The following is a 16,680-nucleotide window of genomic DNA, read 5'->3' on the forward strand; positions in this document are numbered from 1 at the left end:
TGTGCTTTGTGGCGTGCTGGTGGATCCGATGAGTCGATCACGACCAGGCGAGGGCGAGCGTGGGATCCGTCAGCACTNCACCCACATCCGCGAGCACCGCCGCACCCAGTTCCCCGTCGACGATGCGGTGATCGAAGGACAGGGCGAGCTGCACCACCGTACGTACCGTGAGCTGACCGTCGTGCACCCAGGGAGTGGGACGGATCGAGCCCAGAGCAAGTATGGCGGCCTCCGGCGGGTTCAGGATCGGCGTTCCGACGTCGACGCCGAGCACCCCCACGTTGGTGATGGTGATGGTCCCGCTACGAAGATCCGTCGGGTCGAGCCGGTCCGCCCGGGCCGATGCGGTGAGCCCCGCGAGTGCCCGCGCGAGGCCGACGAGATCGAGCCGGCCCGCGTCGGGGATGTTCGGCACGACGAGGCCGCGCGGCCCCGCCACGGCGATGCCGAGGTTCACCCGGTCGGGGACCTGGATTTCCGCCCGCCCCGCGCCCCCGTCCTCGACCCAGCGAGAATTGATCATCGGATGCCGGCGCACGGCGACGAGCAGGGCCTTGGCGACGAACAGCAGCGGCGTGACCTTGATGCCGCCGAACTCCGGCAGCGCCGCCACGCGCTCGCGCGCGGCCATGGTGGCGGTCACGTCGACGCTGAGGAACTCGGTGACGTGCGGCGCGGCGGTGACGCTGGCGACCATGGCCTGAGCCATCGACCGCCGTACCCCGACGACGGGCACGTGCCAGGCCCCGGTCGCGGAGGAGAAAGCCGCGTCGGCCGGGACCGCGCCGATCCGCCGGTTGGCGGGCGGCGTCGCCTCCGGTGCGGTGGGCGTAGCCGTCGCCTCCGGTGCGGTCGGCTGCGACGCCGGAGTCGCCGCGGGCGCCGCTCGGGCGACGGTGTGCACGGCGGCCTGGACATCGTCCCGGCTGATCGTGCCGTCGGGGCCGGTACCGGCGATCCCGGCGAGGTCGACACCGAGGTCGCGAGCCAGCTTGCGGACGGGTGGCTTGGCGAGCACCGCGGACTTGGCGAGCACCGCGGGCTTGTCGAGCCCCGCGCCGTCCACCCGCGCCGGTCCGCTCCCGCGGGCGGGTCCCGGGGCAGCCTGACGGCGGGGACTGCGGCGACGTTGCTGACCCTGGCGCGGCCCGTAGCCGACGAGCACGGGCACGCGCTCGCCGGCACCACCGTCGCGGGAGGCCGGCAGCCGCCCCCCGCCCGCCGCGCCGCCGGCGGACCCGAACGCGGCCGTCGCCGGTGCGGGGGCCGCGTCCGCGGGCTCGGGCTGCCCGGCATCGGCCGTCCGGACCGTCAGCAGCGGTTCGCCGACGGCCAGGGTGCTGCCCGCTTCGCCGTGGATCTCCACCAGCACCCCGGCGAACGGACTCGGGATCTCGACGACCGCCTTGGCGGTCTCGACCTCCACGAGCGGCTGGTTCACCGTGACGGAGTCGCCGACCTGGACGAGCCAGCGGACGATGTCCGCGTCGGTCAGACCCTCGCCCAGGTCAGGGAGCCGGAACTGTCGCTGCGCCACGGGGAACCCCAGTTCGGATAGTGCGGGCGGGTCAGTAGCCGAAGGACCGGTCCACCGCGTCGAGGATGCGGTCGACGTCGGGCAGGTAGTGGTCCTCGAGACGGGCGGGAGGGTAAGGGGTGTCGAACCCGGTGACCCGCAGCACCGGCGCTTCCAGCGAGTAGAACGCCTGCTCGGCGACGCGGGCGGCGACCTCGGCGGAGACCGAGACGTTCGACGGCGCCTCGTGCACCACGACCAGCCGTCCGGTCCGCCGCACGGAGGCGAGCACCGGCTCGAGGTCGAGGGGGGACAACGAGCGCAGGTCGACGACCTCCAACGACCGGCCGTCGTCGGCCGCGCTGACCTCGGCGGCATCCAGGCAGGTCCGCACCGTCGGGCCGTAGCCGACCAGGGTCGCGTCGGTGCCCGCCCGCACCACCGCGCTGCTGTGCAGGCCGGTGGTCCCATCCGGGGACACCTCGCCCAGCGGACGGGGGTCCACCACCGCCTTCTCCCAGTACCGCCGCTTCGGCTCCAGGAAGATGACCGGGTCGTCGGAGCGGATCGCCTGCTGGATCATCTGGTGGGCATCGACCGGGTGCGAGCAGGCGACGACCTTCAGCCCCGCGGTGTGGCAGAAGTACGCCTCCGGGGACTCGCTGTGGTGCTCGACGGCGCCGATGCCCCCGCCGAACGGGATGCNGATCGTCACCGGCAGCCTGATCCGCCCGCCGGAGCGGTAGTGCAGCTTCGCGAGCTGGCTGACGATCTGGTCGAACGCGGGGTAGACGAAGCCGTCGAACTGGATCTCGCAGACGGGCCGGTAGCCGCGCATGGCCAACCCGATCGCGGTTCCAATGATCGCCGACTCGGCCAGCGGCGTGTCGATCACCCGGGCCTCGCCGAACTCCTTCTGCAGGCCGTCGGTCACCCGGAACACGCCGCCGAGGGTGCCCACGTCCTCGCCCATCACGATCACCTTGGGATCGGCCGCCATCGCCGAGCGCAGGCCCAGGTTCAACGCCTTCGCGAGGGTGATCGGCACGGGGGTGGCGGGCTCGCCGGTTCGCTCCCCGCCGACCTCGGCGGGCTGCTCGCCGGTGATGACGGCTCCGCTGGTCACCACGCCTCCCCTGGTAGCTGCGTTTCGCCTGGTACGTGCGTCTCGCCCGCCACGAGTCCACCCTTCACGCCGAGCCCATTCCTCACGCCGAGTCGATCCTCGGTGCCGGGTCGATCCCCGGTGCCGGGTCGATCCTCCCGGTCGAGCCGGTCGTCCGTCCCGCCGTCACCCGGATCGAGCGTGGCGGCGAACGCCGAACGCTGCTCCGCCACCAGCCCATTCTCGGTGACCTGCACATGGTCGAACAGGCTGGTCGGGTCCGGGTCGAGCATCGCCGTGCAGCGGGCGCGCAGCTCGTGGGCGAAGGTGTCGGCCTCGAGGGCCAGGTGCCGGTCACGCTCCTCACCGAGCAGGCCACGGGCCGCAAGATGGGCGCGCATCCGGTCNAGCGGATCCCGCCGACGCCACACCTCGAGCTCGACCGGCGACCGGTAGCGGGTGGGGTCGTCGGCCGTCGTGTGCGCGCCCATCCGGTAGGTCACCGCCTCGACGAGCACCGGCCCCCGACCGGCCCGGGCGATCGCCAGCGCCCACCGGGACACGGCGAGGCAGGCCAGCACGTCGTTACCGTCGACGCGCACGCTGGGGAAGCCGAATCCGGCCGCCCGGTGGAAGATCTCGGTCCGGCTCTGCCGGCGGGTCGGCTCCGAGATGGCCCACTGGTTGTTCTGGCAGAAGAACACCAGGGGGACGGAGAACACGCTCGCCCAGCCGAACGCCTCGTTGACGTCGCCCTCGCTGGACGCGCCGTCCCCGAAGTAGACGATCGCGGCCCCGGCCGAGCGGTCCCAGGTCATCCCCATCGCGTAGCCGGCGGCGTGCAGCGTCTGCGAACCGACGACGATCGAGTAGAGGGCGAAGCCGTGCGTGGCCGGATCCCAACCGCCTAGGTTGACGCCGCGGAAGATGGCCAGGACCGCCGCCGGGTCGACGCCGCGACACCAGGCCACCCCGTGCTCGCGGTAGGACGGGAACGCCATGTCGTCGGGCCCGAGCGCCCGCCCGGATCCGACCTGCGCCGCCTCCTGGCCGCGCAGGCTCGCCCACAGCCCGAGCTCGCCCTGCCGCTGCAGGCTGGTCGCCTCCTCGTCCATGCGTCGGACCAGCACCATGTCCCGGTACAGACCGAACAGCTCGTCGTCGGTGAGGTCGGCGACGTACGCGGGCAGGTCGATGTCGACGGCGGTGAGTTCTCCACTCGGCGGTCCGGCGTCCGGACCAGCCTTCGGATGGCCGGGGGTCGGTCGGCCGGGCGTCGGACGGCCAGGGGTCGGCGGTGTGTCTGCCGGCCGGTCGGGCGGCGCGGCGGGCGGCGCGTCCGGTTCGGGCGTCCTGGCCCGGGACGCGACGGTGATCCGATGACCGGTCGGAGTGAGTAGCTGCATGAGCTCCGTCACACTCGGCAACGATAGACCTCAGACGGAGGCCGGCAACCCGATCTGCGAGTCCGCCGCGCGGGTGGTCACGCCTCCCCGCTCGGTGCCGGGGCCGCGGGTCGGTACGGTGTCGCGGTGACGAGTGCGCAGGACGTGCCCCGCCCGCCGGCCCGCCGCGACATCGGGAAGGTCGGCATCTGGAGCGGGCAGTTCGACTTCTCCCCGGCCGGCGTCGTCCGGGAGGCCATCGCCGAGCTTGACGAGCTCGGCTACCCCACCCTGTGGACGGGTGAGGTCAAGGGCCGGGAGGTCCTTGTCACCGCGAGCCTCGCCCTCGCGGCCACCTCACGGATCACGATCGCGACCGGGATNGCGCAGATCCTCGCCCGCAACCCGCTGACGATGACCGCCGCGCAGCTCGCCCTCGCGGAAGCGTTCCCCGGCCGTTTCCTGCTCGGGCTGGGCGTCTCCCATGCCGAGCTGATGCACATCCGGGGCGCCGCCTACACCCGCCCGCTCGCGCAGATGGCGGCCTACCTCGACGAGATGGACCGGATGGCCGCCGAGCAGTACCGGGCGGTGGCGCCGGCCGAGCCGCCGCCGCGGGTCCTCGCCGCGCTCGGGCCGAAGATGCTGGGTCTTGCCCGCGATCGCGCCGACGGCGCGCACACCTACTTCGTCCCGCCCGAGCACACCGCGGCGGCCCGCGAGATCCTCGGCCCGGACAAGCTGCTCGTCCCCGAACAGGCGTTCGTCCTGCACGACGACCCCGAGCAGGCTCGGGAGCTGGCGCGCCGGCACACCGGGTCCTACCTGCGGCTGCCGAACTACACGTCCAACCTGCGCCGGTTCGGGTTCGACGACGACGACCTCGCCGGCGCGGGCTCCGACCGCCTGGTCGACACGATCGTCCCCTGGGGCGACCCCGACGTCCTGCTCGGCCGGATCAAGGAGCATCTCGACGCCGGGGCCGACCAGGTCGCCGTACAGGTCCTGGACTTCGACCGCCGCGGGCTGCCCCGCCGGCAGTGGCGCGAACTGGCACCGGCGCTGTCGGCGCTGTCGGCCCTGTAACTGCTGTCAGCCGGGTGGCCGCTGTCAGCCGGGTGGCCGCTGTCGGCCGGGTGGCCGCTGTCGGCCGGGTGGCCGTCAGCGCGGTCTCGGCTGGTTACCCTGTCCCGGCTGTCGGTCCGGTGACGTCCACTGGCCCGGCGCGGCCGGGTCGGCGAGGCTTGCCGGACGGGGACGTCGGACGGAGGAACGCGGCATGGGCGGGGGCGGGGGGTTCGCGCGGCGGTTGACCGGGCGTCGGTCGGCAGTCGCGGGGTTGGCCCTCGGCACGGCCGGAGTCCTGCTGGTCGGGCTCGTCGCCTGTTCGATGCCCTACGGCGACGACGCGGATCCGACTCCCGCGCCGACCGGTGCGACCGCCACAGCGGCCAGCCGGGGCGGGACCGGTTCCCCGGCCACCCCGGGTGCGGCCGCCGGGGGCACCGGTTCGGCCGACGGTTCCAGCCCGGTCGGGAACGGTCCGAGACGGCCGACGGGGCAGCCCGTCACGATCGCGTTCGGCGGTGACATCCACTTTGCCGGCACGCCCGGCCAGCGCCTCGCGGCCGATCCCGCCACGGCGATCGGGCCGATCTCGGCGACCCTGGCCGCCGCGGACCTCGCCGTCGCGAACCTGGAGACCGCGGTGACCGACGGCGGCACCCCGGCGCCGAAGGAGTTCACCTTCCGTGCCCCGCCCACCGCGTTCGACGCGGTGCGCGCCGCCGGCATCGATGTCGTGACCATGGCGAACAATCACGGCATGGACTACGGCCTGACCGGGCTGCAGGACTCGCTGCGCCACGCCCGCGACGCCCACTTCCCGGTCATCGGCATCGGCGAGGACGACACCAGCGCCTTCGCCCCGTACACGACGACGGTGAAGGGGCAGCGCATCGCCGTCATCGGGGCGACCCAGGTCCTCGACGACCAGCTCATCGCCGCCTGGACCGCCGGGCCGCACAAGCCTGGCCTCGCCTCGGCGAAGGAGGTCGACAAGCTGGTCGCCGCTGTGCGGGGCGCGCGGGCGCGGGCCGACACCGTTGTCGTGTTCCTGCACTGGGGGGTCGAGCAGCAGCAGTGCCCGAGCGACACGCAGCGATCCCTGGTCCCCCGGCTCGCCGCAGCCGGGGCGGACGTCGTCGTCGGCAGCCACGCCCACGTCCTGCTCGGGGCGGGTTGGACCAGCGACGGCGTCTACGTCGACTACGGCCTGGGGAACTTCGTCTTCTATTCCTCCGGGACCGGACGCAACACCGAGTCCGGGGTGCTGCGCCTGACCGTGGCCGGCAGGGCGGTCACCGACGCCACCTGGGTGCCCGCCCGGATCGTGGGGGGCGCACCGCGGCCGCTGAGCGGCGCCGCCGGCAGCCAGGCGCTCGCCGCCTGGAACGCCCTGCGTGGCTGCACCGGCCTCGCGGCCACCGCCCCGTGATGGTTTGATCCGTGCTGGTTTGGTCCGTGATGGTTCAGGAGGCGGCGGACGCTGCCGCGCAGTCGGCGCACGTGCCGTAGATCTCCACGGTGTGCTCGACGTCGACGAAGCCCTCGGCGTCGGCGATGGCGGCGGTCCACGCCTCGATCTCCGGGCCGGCGATCTCCACGGTCCGCCCGCAGACCCGGCAGACGAGGTGGTGGTGGTGCGCCGCGGTGGCGCAGCGTCGGTAGACCGTCTCGCCGTCGTCGCGGCGGATCATGTCGACCTCACCCCGGTCCACCAGCACCTGGAGATGGCGGTACACGGTGGTCAGCCCGACCCCGGCGCCCCGTGAGCGCAGCAGGGCGTGCAGGTCCTGAGCGCTGGTGAAGGCGTCGGTCTCGGCGAGGGCGGCGCACACCGCGTCGCCCTGCCGGGTGGCGCGCACCGTCGTGCCGCGGCCGGGTGCGCCGCGCGCCGCCGCGCCGGGGACCGGCCGAGGGGACGGGTCCGCATCGGGCGATCTGGGCTCGTTCCTCGCGATGCTCACCGTCACTCCCTTCGCCGCGTCCGTGCTGTGGTCCGAGACGCCCCGGAGGTCCGAGACGCCCCAGAGATCCGAGGTGCCGTCGACCCCGGCCGGGCCGCGACGTCCTCGCGGCTCGGGTCGCGGCTCGGGGTGCTTCACGATCTCATTTTCTCACCTTCGCGCGCTGTCAGGGCCGTTCGGCCGACCCGGATGGCACTCCGATGGCAACGTTATTGACAATGGAATTCATTTCTGAAAAGGTGGATCGCGGCGGGAACAGGCTCGCCACCACTCCCGGAGGTTCCGATGTCACTCACAGTCACTCCGCAGCTCGTTGAGGCCGCCCGTGTCGGCGAACTGACCGACGAGGCGTTCCTGGACTGCGTCCGCACCTCGCTGCCGTTCGCCTATGAGCTGGTCGAGCGGCTCGCGGCCGAGCTCGGGCCGGCCCAAGCCGCCGGGTCGGACTTCACCGCCTTCGACGGCACGCCGCCCACCGACGCGGAGGGGGGCCAGCTACTGCGCGCGATGGCCAGCACCTCCATCCGCTCAGCGTTGGAGCGGCGTTTCGGCGTGGCCCTCGTGTTTCAGAACTGCCACCGGGTCGGGATGTTCGGCCTCGACGCGATCGGTGGGGAGCAGTACCGGCAGTTCGTGTCCCGCGAGGCGCAGATCCTCAATCAGAAGCCCGAGCTCGTCAACTGCTGAGCTCCCCCGGCGCCGGCCGGCCCCTCCCCGCGGCATAACCTTTGCCCTGCGTCGGGTGTCAGGGCCGGATGGGCGGAGGAGGATCGGCATGGCGCGGCAGGGCGGCCGGCCGGGTTGGCTGCGTGAGCCGGACCCGTTGCAGAATCCGATCGGGAGCCGGCTCGCCATTCTCGGCATGATCGCGCTGATCATCGGTGGCGCCGTGGCCATCGTGACCGGGGGCGAGCAGCCCGCATCCGGCCTGCCCGCCGGTGGCACGCACGCGAGTACCCCCGCCCCCGTCTCGACGGCCCCCGTCTCGGCCGTCCCGGTGTCCGCCGAGAACGACGCCGCGGAGCTGGCGTCCTGGTACCACGGGAGCGAGGGACTACGGATCCGGGTGGCCACCGACGTGGCCACCGTCCGTTCCCAGCTCGCCGCGCAGAACGGCGCCGCCCTGAAACCCGCGTGCGCCACCCTTGGAACCGACATCTCGGCGGCGATCACCGCGCCGGTGCCACCCACCGCCGGGGCACGGGCCCGTTACGACGCAGGAGGCCGTGGCTATACCGCGGCGACGGCCTCCTGCGCCCAGTTGTTCGACGGCACCCGCATCGAGGTCGGCGTTCTGCAGCAGCGCATCCGCACCTCGCTGGCCGACGGTGACCGGGAGTGGGCGGCGTTGGCGGCGATCATCGGCCAGCCGATGGCGACGGCGGCCCCCGCCGCCCCGTGACCGCGCAGCGGTCCAGCTCGTGCAACGTCCCGGTCAGCGGGAACGAGCGGACGCCGCGGTTGCACCATCCGCCGCGGCGCAGGGTGGCGAGCTCTGCGGCCGTGCCCCGGCGGTCGTAGGCGAGGACGAACAGCAGGACGCGCCGCGGGGGATGCTGGCGGGTCCGCACGGCCCGCTCCGCCCCACCGCGACCGATGGCGGTCAGGAACGTCGTCGCCGAGCGCGGCACCCGTGCACCTGGTCGCCGCGGGCCGTCGGCGCTGAGCTCCATCCCGTACAGCCAGCCCGCCCGAGCGAGGCGGCCGCCGACGATGACGGCGTCACCCGGGCGGTACTGGTCGCGCACTGCCAGAGTGGCGTCCACCATGCCCTCGATCGGGCGCACATCGTGGCGCTCCCGCCACATGGTGCCGATCCCGGCGGCCGCGCAGACCGGCGTCGCCGCGACGCCCGCGAGGCAGAGCACGCTGGCCGCCCTGATGACGTGACCGCGGCGCCGACAGGCCGCGGCCGCCAGCTCGCCCGCGCCGACCGCCGCGACGATGGTCAGCAACGGGACGAGGAACAGGTTCGGCCGGCAGGCCCCGAAGGGCCAGTAACGTCCGCCGCTCGCCGCGAGCTGAAGGAGCTCGGCGCCGACCAGGCTCCACAGCAGGGTCGCGCCGTCCGTCCGGCGGCGCAGCGCCCGGGCGCCCGCGAGCATGGCGACGGNCGTCGCGGTTCCCACGAGGGCCGTGGCGAGTCGGTGGCCCTCGAGCAGGGAATGCACCAGGTTGGGGTCGTAGCGGTCGATGCCGGGTGGCGCGCCGCCCAGCACCGCGAGTGCCTGGTCGGCGGTGAAGCGCAGCCCGCCGAGAACGCCTCGCCCGGCGAGGAACTGATCGTCCCAGAAGTGGCTCGCGCGCTGGCTGGACTGGTGGGAGACGAACAGCAGCGTGTGCCCGCCGGCCAGCAGCAGCGCCGGCGCGGCGCGCCAGCCGGTTCGGCGGTCGCGGACGAGGTCGCCCACGGCCAGCGGTACCAGCAGGAACACGGCGGGCAGCGAGACCGCGGCCAGGGCGCCGGCGGCAGTTCGGTTCCGCAGCGGCGCGCCGGGCGCCGTCCACAGGGCGAACACCGCGAGGGAGACGACGGCCTCGAGGACATACGGCTTGAGCTGGGTGCCGGAGTCGACGACGGTGCCGCTCAGCGCCACCGCGACCGCGCCGCCCGCGGCCGGGAGGACGCCGGTGAAGCGCCGCGCGGACAGGAATGTCGCCACCGCCAGCACCGGCAGNCAGATGCCGGCCGTGACGGTGCGCAGCGTCCAGGCATGCCAGCCGAGAACGTTGCCGGTCAGCCGGGTCAGCGCGATCGATCCCAGCGACGACGGCGCGTTTGCCGACTTGAGCTCCGGCCAGAACGTCGGCCACGGCTCGCCGGCGAAGTGCGGGCGCCAGAGCTCGTCGTACCAGAGCGGACGCCCGATCCGGGCGTGCAGCGTGATCTCCACCGCGATGACGGCGACGGCGAGCAGAAGCGCGACCCGCAGGTCGCGGCGCGAGTTGTCCACAGGTTGTCCACAAGCCGCCGCCTGCCTGTGGACAACCTCGTCGATGGTGTCGATAGGACTAGTTCTGCTTGTACCGGGCCAGGAACCGGTCGATCCGCCCGACGGCGTCGGTGAGATCGTCCACCGAGGGCAGCGTCACGATCCGGACATGGTCGGGATGTGGCCANTTGAAGCCGGTTCCCTNCACAAGAAGAATCTTCTCGGCCGCCAGCAGGTCAAAGACGAACCGCTCGTCGTCCTCGATCGGATAGACCTCGGGGTCGAGCCTCGGGAACGCGTACAGCGCGCCTCGCGGCGGCACGCAGGACACGCCCGGGATGTCGTTGAGCAGCTTCACGACCGTGTCCCGCTGCTCCCGCAGCCGGCCGCCGGGCAGGACGAGATCACCCGCACCGCCGTTCTCGGCGAGTGCGGCGAGCGTGGCGAACTGCCCGGGCACATTCGCGCACAGCCGCATGTTCGCGAGGATGTTCAGCCCCTCGATGTAGGACGAGGCGTGTCCACGCGGGCCCGACAGCACCATCCAGCCGGAGCGGAACCCAGCCAGCCGGTACGCCTTCGACAGCCCGTTGAAGGTCATGCAGACCAGGTCCGGAGCCAGCGACGCGGTCGCGATGTGCTCAGCGTCGTCGTAGAGGATCCGATCGTAGATCTCGTCGGACAGCAGCATCAGATGGTGGCGCCGCGCGACCTCGACGATGTCCTCCAGCACCCGCCGGTCGTAGACGGCGCCGGTGGGGTTGTTCGGGTTGATGATGACGATCGCCCTGGTCCGCGGGGTGACCTTGCGAGCGATGTCCGCCACGTCCGGCGCCCAGCCGGCGGTCTCGTCGCAGAGGTAGTGCACCGGCCGCCCGCCGCAGAGGCTCACCACGGCCGTCCACAGCGGGTAGTCCGGCGCCGGCAGCAGCACCTCGTCGCCGTTGTTGAGCAGCGCCTGCAACGACATCATGATCATCTCGGAGACGCCGTTGCCCAGGTACACGCTGTCGGACGTGATTCCGGTGATGCCCTTGCGGTTGTGGTAGCCCACGACCGCCTCGCGCGCGGCGCGCAGACCCTTGGAGTCGCTGTACCCCTGTGCGTCCGCCAGGTTTGCCACGACGGCCTCAAGTACCTCCGGCGGTGCGGAGAAGCCGAACGGCGCCGGGTTGCCGATGTTCAGCTTGAGGATGCGCGCGCCCGCGGCTTCCAGCCGGGTCGCTTCGTCGAGGACAGGCCCGCGGACGTCGTAGCAGACGTCGGCGAGCTTGTCGGACTGGGTGAACTCCATCTACCCAGAGTAGGTGGGGCGTCCAGCGGATTTCCGGCGGCCCACGACCGCGACGGCCAGTTCACCCCACGGGAGTGACCGCAACACCAGCGAGGTCATGAAGAATGCGGCGACGGAGAGGACGATTGCACCGCCGGCCGCGACATTCCACTGCTCGCTGACAGNGAGTCCGATCACCCCTGAGGCGACGCCGACGCCGATGGCCACGGCGGTCATCGTGGATGTCCGGGAGCACCAGAGCCGGGCGGTTGCCGCCGGACCCACGATCAGGGCGACAGCCATGATCGTGCCGACAGCGGGCAGGGAGGTCACCACCGTCGCCTCGAGTGCCAGCAGCAGGACGAGATCGAGCCGGCGGGCCGGATAGCCCGCGGCGGNGAGGGCGTCCGGATCGAAGGCGGCGAGGTGCAGCTCCTTGCGCAGCGCCGCCAGCATCCCCAGCACGACCGCCGCCGTCACCGCGCTGACGACGAGATCGCTCGGCTGGACGGTGAGCACCGAACCGACCAGGAAGGCGGTGAGGTCCCGGCTGAAGCCCTCCTGTGTCGACATCAGCGCCATCCCCAGGGCGAAGCCGCCGGAGAGCACCACGGCGGTGACGCTGGTCGTCTCCCGCCCGTGCTCAGCGCCGCGCGGGCCGGTCAGCGCCGCCACGACAGCCACGAGAAGCACGCCGAACACCCCCGCGCCGAGGACGAGGCCCAGGCCGAGCAGCGTCGCGATCACCACTCCGGGGAAGGTCGCGTGGGTCAACGCCGTGGTCAGGAAGCTCAGCCGACGCAGCACGACATGGACGCCGACCGCACCGCAGAGCACCCCGACGATCACGACCTCCAGCAGCGCGCGCCGCACGTAGCCGTCGCCGAGCGAGGTGAGCAGAATCACCGCCGCACCAGCCGGCGGGTGGCCTGGCCGAGCGTCACCAGGGCGTAGAAGGCGACGAGGACGAGCACGATCGTGGCCCCGGCGGCGAGCCGCAGGTCGTGACCGACCGACGCCTCGTAGCTGGTGGCGAGACCCAGCCAGGCGCCGACCATGCCGACGAGCACCGCCACGGCGACGATGACGCCGAGCCGCTCGGACAGCAGCCGCGCCGCCGCAGCCGGCACGACGAGCATCGNGATCACGAGCACGGTCCCGACAGCCTGGACCGAGGCGACCACGACCAGCGCGATCAGCATGTTGCTGACCAGATCGAGCGCGGTGATCCGGTAGCCCGTCGCCCGGGCCCACTCCGGATCGAAGGCCCGCAGCAGCAGCTCCTTGCCCAGCCCGAGCAGAACCAGGNCGGCCAGGACGGTCACCGCCGCGGTGACCACGATGTCCGTCGTGTCGATGGTCAGCACGTGCCCGAACAGGAAGGCGGTGAGATCGGCGGTGTAGGAATGCTGCCGCGAGATGAGGATCACCCCCACCGCGAAGAAGGCCGTCAGCAGCACGGCCAGGGTCGCGTCCTCGTTCACCCGCCGGGTCGCCGCGATCGCCGTGAACAGGGCTGCGGCGGCCACCGCGCAGACGAGCGCGCCCGGCACGATGCCGGACCGGCCCGAGACCAGAAACCCGACGACGACCCCGGGAAAGACGGTGTGGGTGACGGCGTCCGTCAGGAACGCCAGCCGTCGTAGCAGCACATACACGCCGACCGCGCCGCAGAGCGCACCGAGGAGCAGTGCCTCGACGAGAGCCCGTGTCATGTACGGCCGGTCGAACGGCGTGACCAGGATGTCAATCATGAGCGAGCGACGATCAGCCCGCGATCGCCCAGCTCCAACGCCGCCCCGCCGTAGGCGGCCCGCAGCAGGTCGGGGGTGAGCACGTCGGCAGGCGGGCCGAAACCGAACTGATGCCGGTTGAGCAGGCAGATACCGTCGCACGTCAACTGCGCCAGGCCCAGGTCATGGGTGGACACGACGACCGCGGCGCCGCCGGCGGCGAGAGTCTTGATCGTGTCCAGCAGAGCCTCCTGGGAGACCGCGTCGACCCCGTTGAAGGGCTCGTCGAGCAGTAGAGCCTCCGGTTGCGCCGCGATCGCCCGCGCGAGCAGCACCCGCTGCCGCTGCCCCCCGGACAGCGTGCCGAACCGGTCTGCCGCCCGGTGCGCGAGGCCCACTGCCGCCAGTGCTTCGGCGGNCGCATCTCGATCAGCCCGCCCGGGTGGCCGCAGCCAGCCGATCCGCCGGTAGCGGCCCATCAGGACGACCTGTGCCACCGAGATCGGGAAGTCCGGGTCGAGCGTGTCCGCCTGCGGNACGTAGGCGACCAGCCGGCGCGCCTGCGCGGGNGCCTGGCCGAGGACGGTGATCGAACCCGACGCGACCGGCACCAGGCCAAGCAGCGCCTTGATCAGGGTTGACTTGCCGGCGCCGTTGGGCCCGACGAGCGCGACGATCTCCCCTCGGCGCACCGTGCCGTGGACCTGCTCCAACGCAGGCACCCGCCCATAGGCGATGCTCGCCTGGTCGAAGACGATCGCGGCGGGTCGGGACATGACCTAATTGGAAACGATTTTCGATGCCGATGTCAAATTGGACTCACTGGTCGCCGAAGGTGATGGTCACTCGGCGGTTGATCGCTNGTCCGGCCGGGTCGTCCGAGCCGTCGGGCAGGGTGTTGCGGGCGATCGGATCGGCGGATCCATGTCCCCTGGCGGAGACGAGCACCCCCGCTGGCGCCGCGGGACGCAGAAGATCGGCGACGGCGCTGGCGCGCCGTTGGGACAGGATCACGTTGTAGGCCAGGGTGCCGAAGCTGTCGGTGTACCCGTCTACCCGGACCGGCGTGACGGAGTCGGCGAGCCGGCCCGCCACGTCGGCGATCTGGCGGCGCGCGATCGCGGTGAGCTCGGCTGAGTCGAAGGCGAACAGCACGTCCGCGCTCAGGGTGAGCGTGGTCTCGGTGCCACGATGTTCCTCGGTGCGAAGCTCGACGACGCTCCTGGCGAGGTCGATCGGGCGGACCGCCTCATCGGTCCGCAGCTCGTGCACCGCGGTACGCAGCTCGTCGTCCGGCACGGGGGCCGCAGCGACGAGCGCCAGCACGGCGACCAACGCCAACATCGCTCGGGCCGTCCCACTCACGAGGCGACGTCCACTCACGAGGCGACGTCCACACCGTCGAAGACGATCTGATCGTCCAGATAGACGTCGATCTTCTTGACCTCGGCCGGCGGCGCGGCGAACGTGAAGGTCGCAGCCAGTGGACTGTCGTTGGCGGTGCGAGCCAGGACCGGGTTCGGACCGAGCGGCTCATTGTGGCTGTCGCGGACGACCAGGTAGCGGCGCAGGTGCTCGGTATCGACCAGGCTCACGCTGGCGCCTCGACCACCCGCCATGTCCAACAGGGAGACGCCGCCGGGCCGGTCTGTGCGCAGGTGCGGTGTGAAGATCAGCCGCAGGACGGCGAGTCTGCCGCTGACATGCAGGTCGACGAGCCCGATCTCGACGGGGCCATCCTTGCCGGCAGTGAGCCGAGTGGTTCGGGTGACCGCCGGGTTCTCGTTTCTCGGCGACGCCGGGCTCGCCGGCCGCGCGGATCCNGCGGCTGGACCGGAAGCGTCGGGACCGTCCGATCCGCCGGAACAGGCTGCGGTAGTCAGCGTCGCAAGCGTGACGAGTGCCGTGACTGCAAGGCTCAGACGGTGATGTGATCGCGGCATCTGAGCCTCCGGGCGTGGGGCAGGAACGTCCGGCGCCGATTATGGGCGTCATTCCGAGGCGTTGGCCGACTGGTCGAGCAATCGACGCAGTTCGCGTCCGAGGGAGCGCGGTTCGACGAGCGGCTGCCGGAAGGCGACCCGTACCTGCTCGGCTCCGGCGCCGTCCACCCGCCACAGGTCCATGCCGTACCGATCCAGGCCGCTGACCTGGACGCCGGCGATGTCGCCCTCGATCGTCGCCGGCAGAGCGTGTCGGGCGAGCTGGCGCATCTGATCCGCATGTCCGACGTTGAGATGCTCGATGAGCTCCGCCGCGTAGGCGCTGATCAGGTCCGGCTCGGCAAACGCATAGGAGGCCAGGTCGATGCGCCGACCCACCGTGGCGGAGGGCCACCGGCGTGGACGGCCGTCCCTGGCCACAGTGGGTAGGCAGAGCACCACGTCCTCGACCGATAGCGCCAGCACGGAAAGGCCATCGGTGACGCCGTCCTCCGTGCTGACCATGCGACCCAGATCGTCGAGCCGGCTCAGGATCTGCTCTGTGGTACCGGGCACCACCCGCAGCGGACCGGTCAGGATCAGCCGCTCGCCAGAGTGCCCTGGCACCTCGACCCANCTTCGCCTCCCATTCCTGGCAGCGCTGGCCAGCCGGCCGACGGCGCTCGCCATCAGCACCGGCTCACCCCCGTCATCGATCACTCCCACCCAGCCCCGTGCCTGCTCACAGGGGAGGGTCAGCAGTGCCGTGCGGCCACCGGCAAGGACCGTCCTCGCCTGTCGAGCCATAGTGATCATGTCTTGGGTGTGGGCTGGCGACGTCACCGAGACCTCCATGTATTCAGGTAAGGCTTACTTAAGCCAGGCTGGATGCAGAGGTCAAGGGATACGCCGGCCCGATGTGGGCATCCNCCACACGGCCGTGGTCCTGATGTCCACCCGGTTCCCGCTCTGGGCCGACCGGGGTCTTATGGACGGGGCGGGGATTCTAGGCTGTCGTAGTCGACGGATGTCTCGCCCTCGAGGAGGAGGTGCCGGTGATCTTCAAGTTGGTCGGAGACGGTCGCCCGTACCCCGAGCACGGCCTTGGCCAGCGGGACTGGGCGGCCATTCCCCCTCGCCAGGTCCGGCTCGATCAGCTCGTCACGACGAAACGGGTACTGGCGCTGGATGTGCTGCTCGATGAGGACTCGACCTTCTATGGAGACCTCTTCCCGCACGTGATCGAATGGGGGGGTGCTCTCTACCTCGAGGATGGGCTGCATCGGGCGGTCCGCGCGGCGCTGCAGCAGCGCACCTCGATACACGCCCGGGTCTACGTGCTCACCGGACCGGCTTTGAGTGACTCCGCTCAGTCTTCGGTGGCGCGGTAGGTCACGTAGACGTCCCTGCCGACCTTGGNGAACAGATACTGCGGGCAGGTCGAGGACGGACGGTAGGCGGTGATCGGCCGAAAGACCGGTGACCGCATCACTGGCTTGAGGTCGCCGCCAGCGGTCCTCCTGGCCTGCCGGCCAGTGACATCCGGCGCGTCGGCTCGCTCGTACCATCCGCCGCAGTAGCGGACGTCGTGCGGTCGCGACGTCCAGGCCGGGGTGTGGAAGAACCACAGGAGGTAGGCCGTCCGCATCATCAGAACGAGCAGAAGAATGATCAACACAGATCGGAGGAAGTTCCCAGCTCGTCCGGACGCGAGGATGGGGCTCACAAGACCGGGAGCCTACGGGCATCGCCTCACGTAGCCAGGCAACCGACCTCGTGTCACG

General features: G+C 71.7%; 12 protein-coding genes and 15 pseudogenes. 6 read left to right on the forward strand and 21 right to left on the reverse strand.

The window, feature by feature from the left end; genetic code table 11:
- Window positions 1-78 precede the first annotated feature (78 nt).
- The 5 genes and pseudogenes from FF86_RS15505 to FF86_RS15515 all read right to left on the reverse strand — a co-directional run.
- Window positions 79-1,537, reverse strand: a pseudogene (locus tag FF86_RS15505) (dihydrolipoamide acetyltransferase family protein); the annotation flags it as partial.
- 31 nt (window positions 1,538-1,568) lie between these two features.
- The coding region (locus FF86_RS49435; protein WP_304438146.1) for an alpha-ketoacid dehydrogenase subunit beta at window positions 1,569-2,221 on the reverse strand (653 nt) is incomplete at its 5' end.
- Between the two features lies 1 nt (window position 2,222).
- A pseudogene (locus FF86_RS49440) lies at window positions 2,223-2,642 on the reverse strand (alpha-ketoacid dehydrogenase subunit beta); the annotation flags it as partial.
- A pseudogene (locus tag FF86_RS49445) lies at window positions 2,639-3,028 on the reverse strand (hypothetical protein); the annotation flags it as partial. The pseudogenes FF86_RS49440 and FF86_RS49445, both read right to left, overlap by 4 nt.
- A gap of 1 nt (window position 3,029) precedes the next feature.
- Window positions 3,030-4,027 (reverse strand): annotated as a pseudogene (locus FF86_RS15515) (thiamine pyrophosphate-dependent enzyme); the annotation flags it as partial.
- A 144-nt stretch (window positions 4,028-4,171) separates the two neighbouring features.
- On the opposite strand from FF86_RS15515, the gene FF86_RS49450 reads away from it, so the two are divergent.
- The 3 genes and pseudogenes from FF86_RS49450 to FF86_RS15525 all read left to right on the forward strand — a co-directional run.
- A partial coding sequence (locus FF86_RS49450) for an LLM class flavin-dependent oxidoreductase (RefSeq protein WP_242418847.1) occupies window positions 4,172-4,389 on the forward strand: 218 nt, incomplete at its 3' end.
- 1 nt (window position 4,390) lies between these two features.
- Window positions 4,391-5,092, forward strand: a pseudogene (locus FF86_RS15520) (TIGR03620 family F420-dependent LLM class oxidoreductase); the annotation flags it as partial.
- A 193-nt stretch (window positions 5,093-5,285) separates the two neighbouring features.
- Window positions 5,286-6,503 (forward strand): CapA family protein, encoded by a 1,218-nt coding sequence (locus FF86_RS15525; protein ID WP_044885432.1) that lies wholly within the window; start codon window positions 5,286-5,288, stop codon window positions 6,501-6,503.
- Window positions 6,504-6,537: 34 nt separating this feature from the next.
- Here the strand turns inward: FF86_RS15525 and FF86_RS15530 are convergent, their stop codons facing one another.
- Window positions 6,538-6,933: a Fur family transcriptional regulator gene (locus tag FF86_RS15530; RefSeq protein ID WP_044885490.1), complete on the reverse strand. Its 396-nt coding sequence runs from the start codon at window positions 6,931-6,933 to the stop codon at window positions 6,538-6,540.
- A gap of 387 nt (window positions 6,934-7,320) precedes the next feature.
- Between FF86_RS15530 and FF86_RS15535 the strand changes: the two genes are divergently transcribed.
- Window positions 7,321-7,722, forward strand: a complete 402-nt coding sequence (locus FF86_RS15535; RefSeq protein ID WP_044885433.1) for an SCO5389 family protein — start codon at window positions 7,321-7,323, stop codon at window positions 7,720-7,722.
- 88 nt (window positions 7,723-7,810) lie between these two features.
- Window positions 7,811-8,437 (forward strand): hypothetical protein, encoded by a 627-nt coding sequence (locus FF86_RS15540; RefSeq protein WP_044885434.1) that lies wholly within the window; start codon window positions 7,811-7,813, stop codon window positions 8,435-8,437.
- Window positions 8,438-10,047: 1,610 nt separating this feature from the next.
- Here the strand turns inward: FF86_RS15540 and FF86_RS62490 are convergent.
- From FF86_RS62490 to FF86_RS15580, 14 genes and pseudogenes are all read right to left on the reverse strand, one after another.
- Window positions 10,048-10,155 (reverse strand): hypothetical protein (locus FF86_RS62490; RefSeq protein ID WP_255355811.1); only part of this gene is annotated, 108 nt, incomplete at its 5' end.
- A gap of 18 nt (window positions 10,156-10,173) precedes the next feature.
- Window positions 10,174-11,262: pseudogene (locus tag FF86_RS15550) on the reverse strand (pyridoxal phosphate-dependent aminotransferase); the annotation flags it as partial.
- A pseudogene (locus tag FF86_RS49460) lies at window positions 11,263-11,426 on the reverse strand (metal ABC transporter permease); the annotation flags it as partial.
- A gap of 1 nt (window position 11,427) precedes the next feature.
- Window positions 11,428-11,639: pseudogene (locus FF86_RS49465) on the reverse strand (metal ABC transporter permease); the annotation flags it as partial.
- A gap of 1 nt (window position 11,640) precedes the next feature.
- Window positions 11,641-12,147, reverse strand: a pseudogene (locus FF86_RS49470) (metal ABC transporter permease); the annotation flags it as partial.
- Window positions 12,144-12,382 (reverse strand): metal ABC transporter permease (locus FF86_RS49475; protein WP_242418831.1); only part of this gene is annotated, 239 nt, incomplete at its 5' end. The pseudogene FF86_RS49470 and the gene FF86_RS49475, both read right to left, overlap by 4 nt.
- A 1-nt stretch (window position 12,383) precedes the next feature.
- Window positions 12,384-12,549, reverse strand: a pseudogene (locus FF86_RS49480) (metal ABC transporter permease); the annotation flags it as partial.
- A gap of 1 nt (window position 12,550) precedes the next feature.
- Window positions 12,551-12,995: pseudogene (locus tag FF86_RS49485) on the reverse strand (metal ABC transporter permease); the annotation flags it as partial.
- A partial coding sequence (locus FF86_RS49490) for a metal ABC transporter ATP-binding protein (RefSeq protein ID WP_242418832.1) occupies window positions 12,992-13,392 on the reverse strand: 401 nt, incomplete at its 5' end. The pseudogene FF86_RS49485 and the gene FF86_RS49490, both read right to left, overlap by 4 nt.
- Window position 13,393: 1 nt before the next feature.
- Window positions 13,394-13,510, reverse strand: a pseudogene (locus FF86_RS49495) (ABC transporter ATP-binding protein); the annotation flags it as partial.
- Window positions 13,511-13,544: 34 nt separating this feature from the next.
- A pseudogene (locus FF86_RS49505) lies at window positions 13,545-13,750 on the reverse strand (ATP-binding cassette domain-containing protein); the annotation flags it as partial.
- Between the two features lie 87 nt (window positions 13,751-13,837).
- A pseudogene (locus FF86_RS15570) lies at window positions 13,838-14,318 on the reverse strand (OmpA family protein); the annotation flags it as partial.
- A 35-nt stretch (window positions 14,319-14,353) separates the two neighbouring features.
- A partial coding sequence (locus tag FF86_RS15575; RefSeq protein WP_242418833.1) for a hypothetical protein occupies window positions 14,354-14,797 on the reverse strand: 444 nt, incomplete at its 5' end.
- Window positions 14,798-14,965: 168 nt separating this feature from the next.
- Window positions 14,966-15,532 (reverse strand): DUF2470 domain-containing protein (locus FF86_RS15580; RefSeq protein ID WP_242418834.1); only part of this gene is annotated, 567 nt, incomplete at its 5' end.
- 419 nt (window positions 15,533-15,951) lie between these two features.
- Here FF86_RS15580 and FF86_RS15585 point away from each other — a divergent pair.
- Window positions 15,952-16,287: a type II toxin-antitoxin system VapB family antitoxin gene (locus FF86_RS15585; protein ID WP_009741388.1), complete on the forward strand. Its 336-nt coding sequence runs from the start codon at window positions 15,952-15,954 to the stop codon at window positions 16,285-16,287.
- Between the two features lie 29 nt (window positions 16,288-16,316).
- On the opposite strand, the pseudogene FF86_RS49510 reads toward FF86_RS15585, so the two are convergent.
- Window positions 16,317-16,622: pseudogene (locus FF86_RS49510) on the reverse strand (hypothetical protein); the annotation flags it as partial.
- Between the last annotated feature and the right edge of the window lie 58 nt (window positions 16,623-16,680).

The organism is Frankia sp. CpI1-P (assembly GCF_001421075.1).
In the GTDB taxonomy this organism is placed as follows: domain Bacteria; phylum Actinomycetota; class Actinomycetes; order Frankiales; family Frankiaceae; genus Frankia; species Frankia torreyi.

What these genes read in the sequence shown, in the direction of transcription:
- FF86_RS15535 (WP_044885433.1), top strand. Translation starts at nt 7,321, where the DNA reads ATGTCACTCACAGTCACTCCGCAGCTCGTTGAGGCCGCCCGTGTCGGC.
- FF86_RS15525 (WP_044885432.1), top strand. Translation starts at nt 5,286, where the DNA reads ATGGGCGGGGGCGGGGGGTTCGCGCGGCGGTTGACCGGGCGTCGGTCG.
- FF86_RS15540 (WP_044885434.1), top strand. Translation starts at nt 7,811, where the DNA reads ATGGCGCGGCAGGGCGGCCGGCCGGGTTGGCTGCGTGAGCCGGACCCG.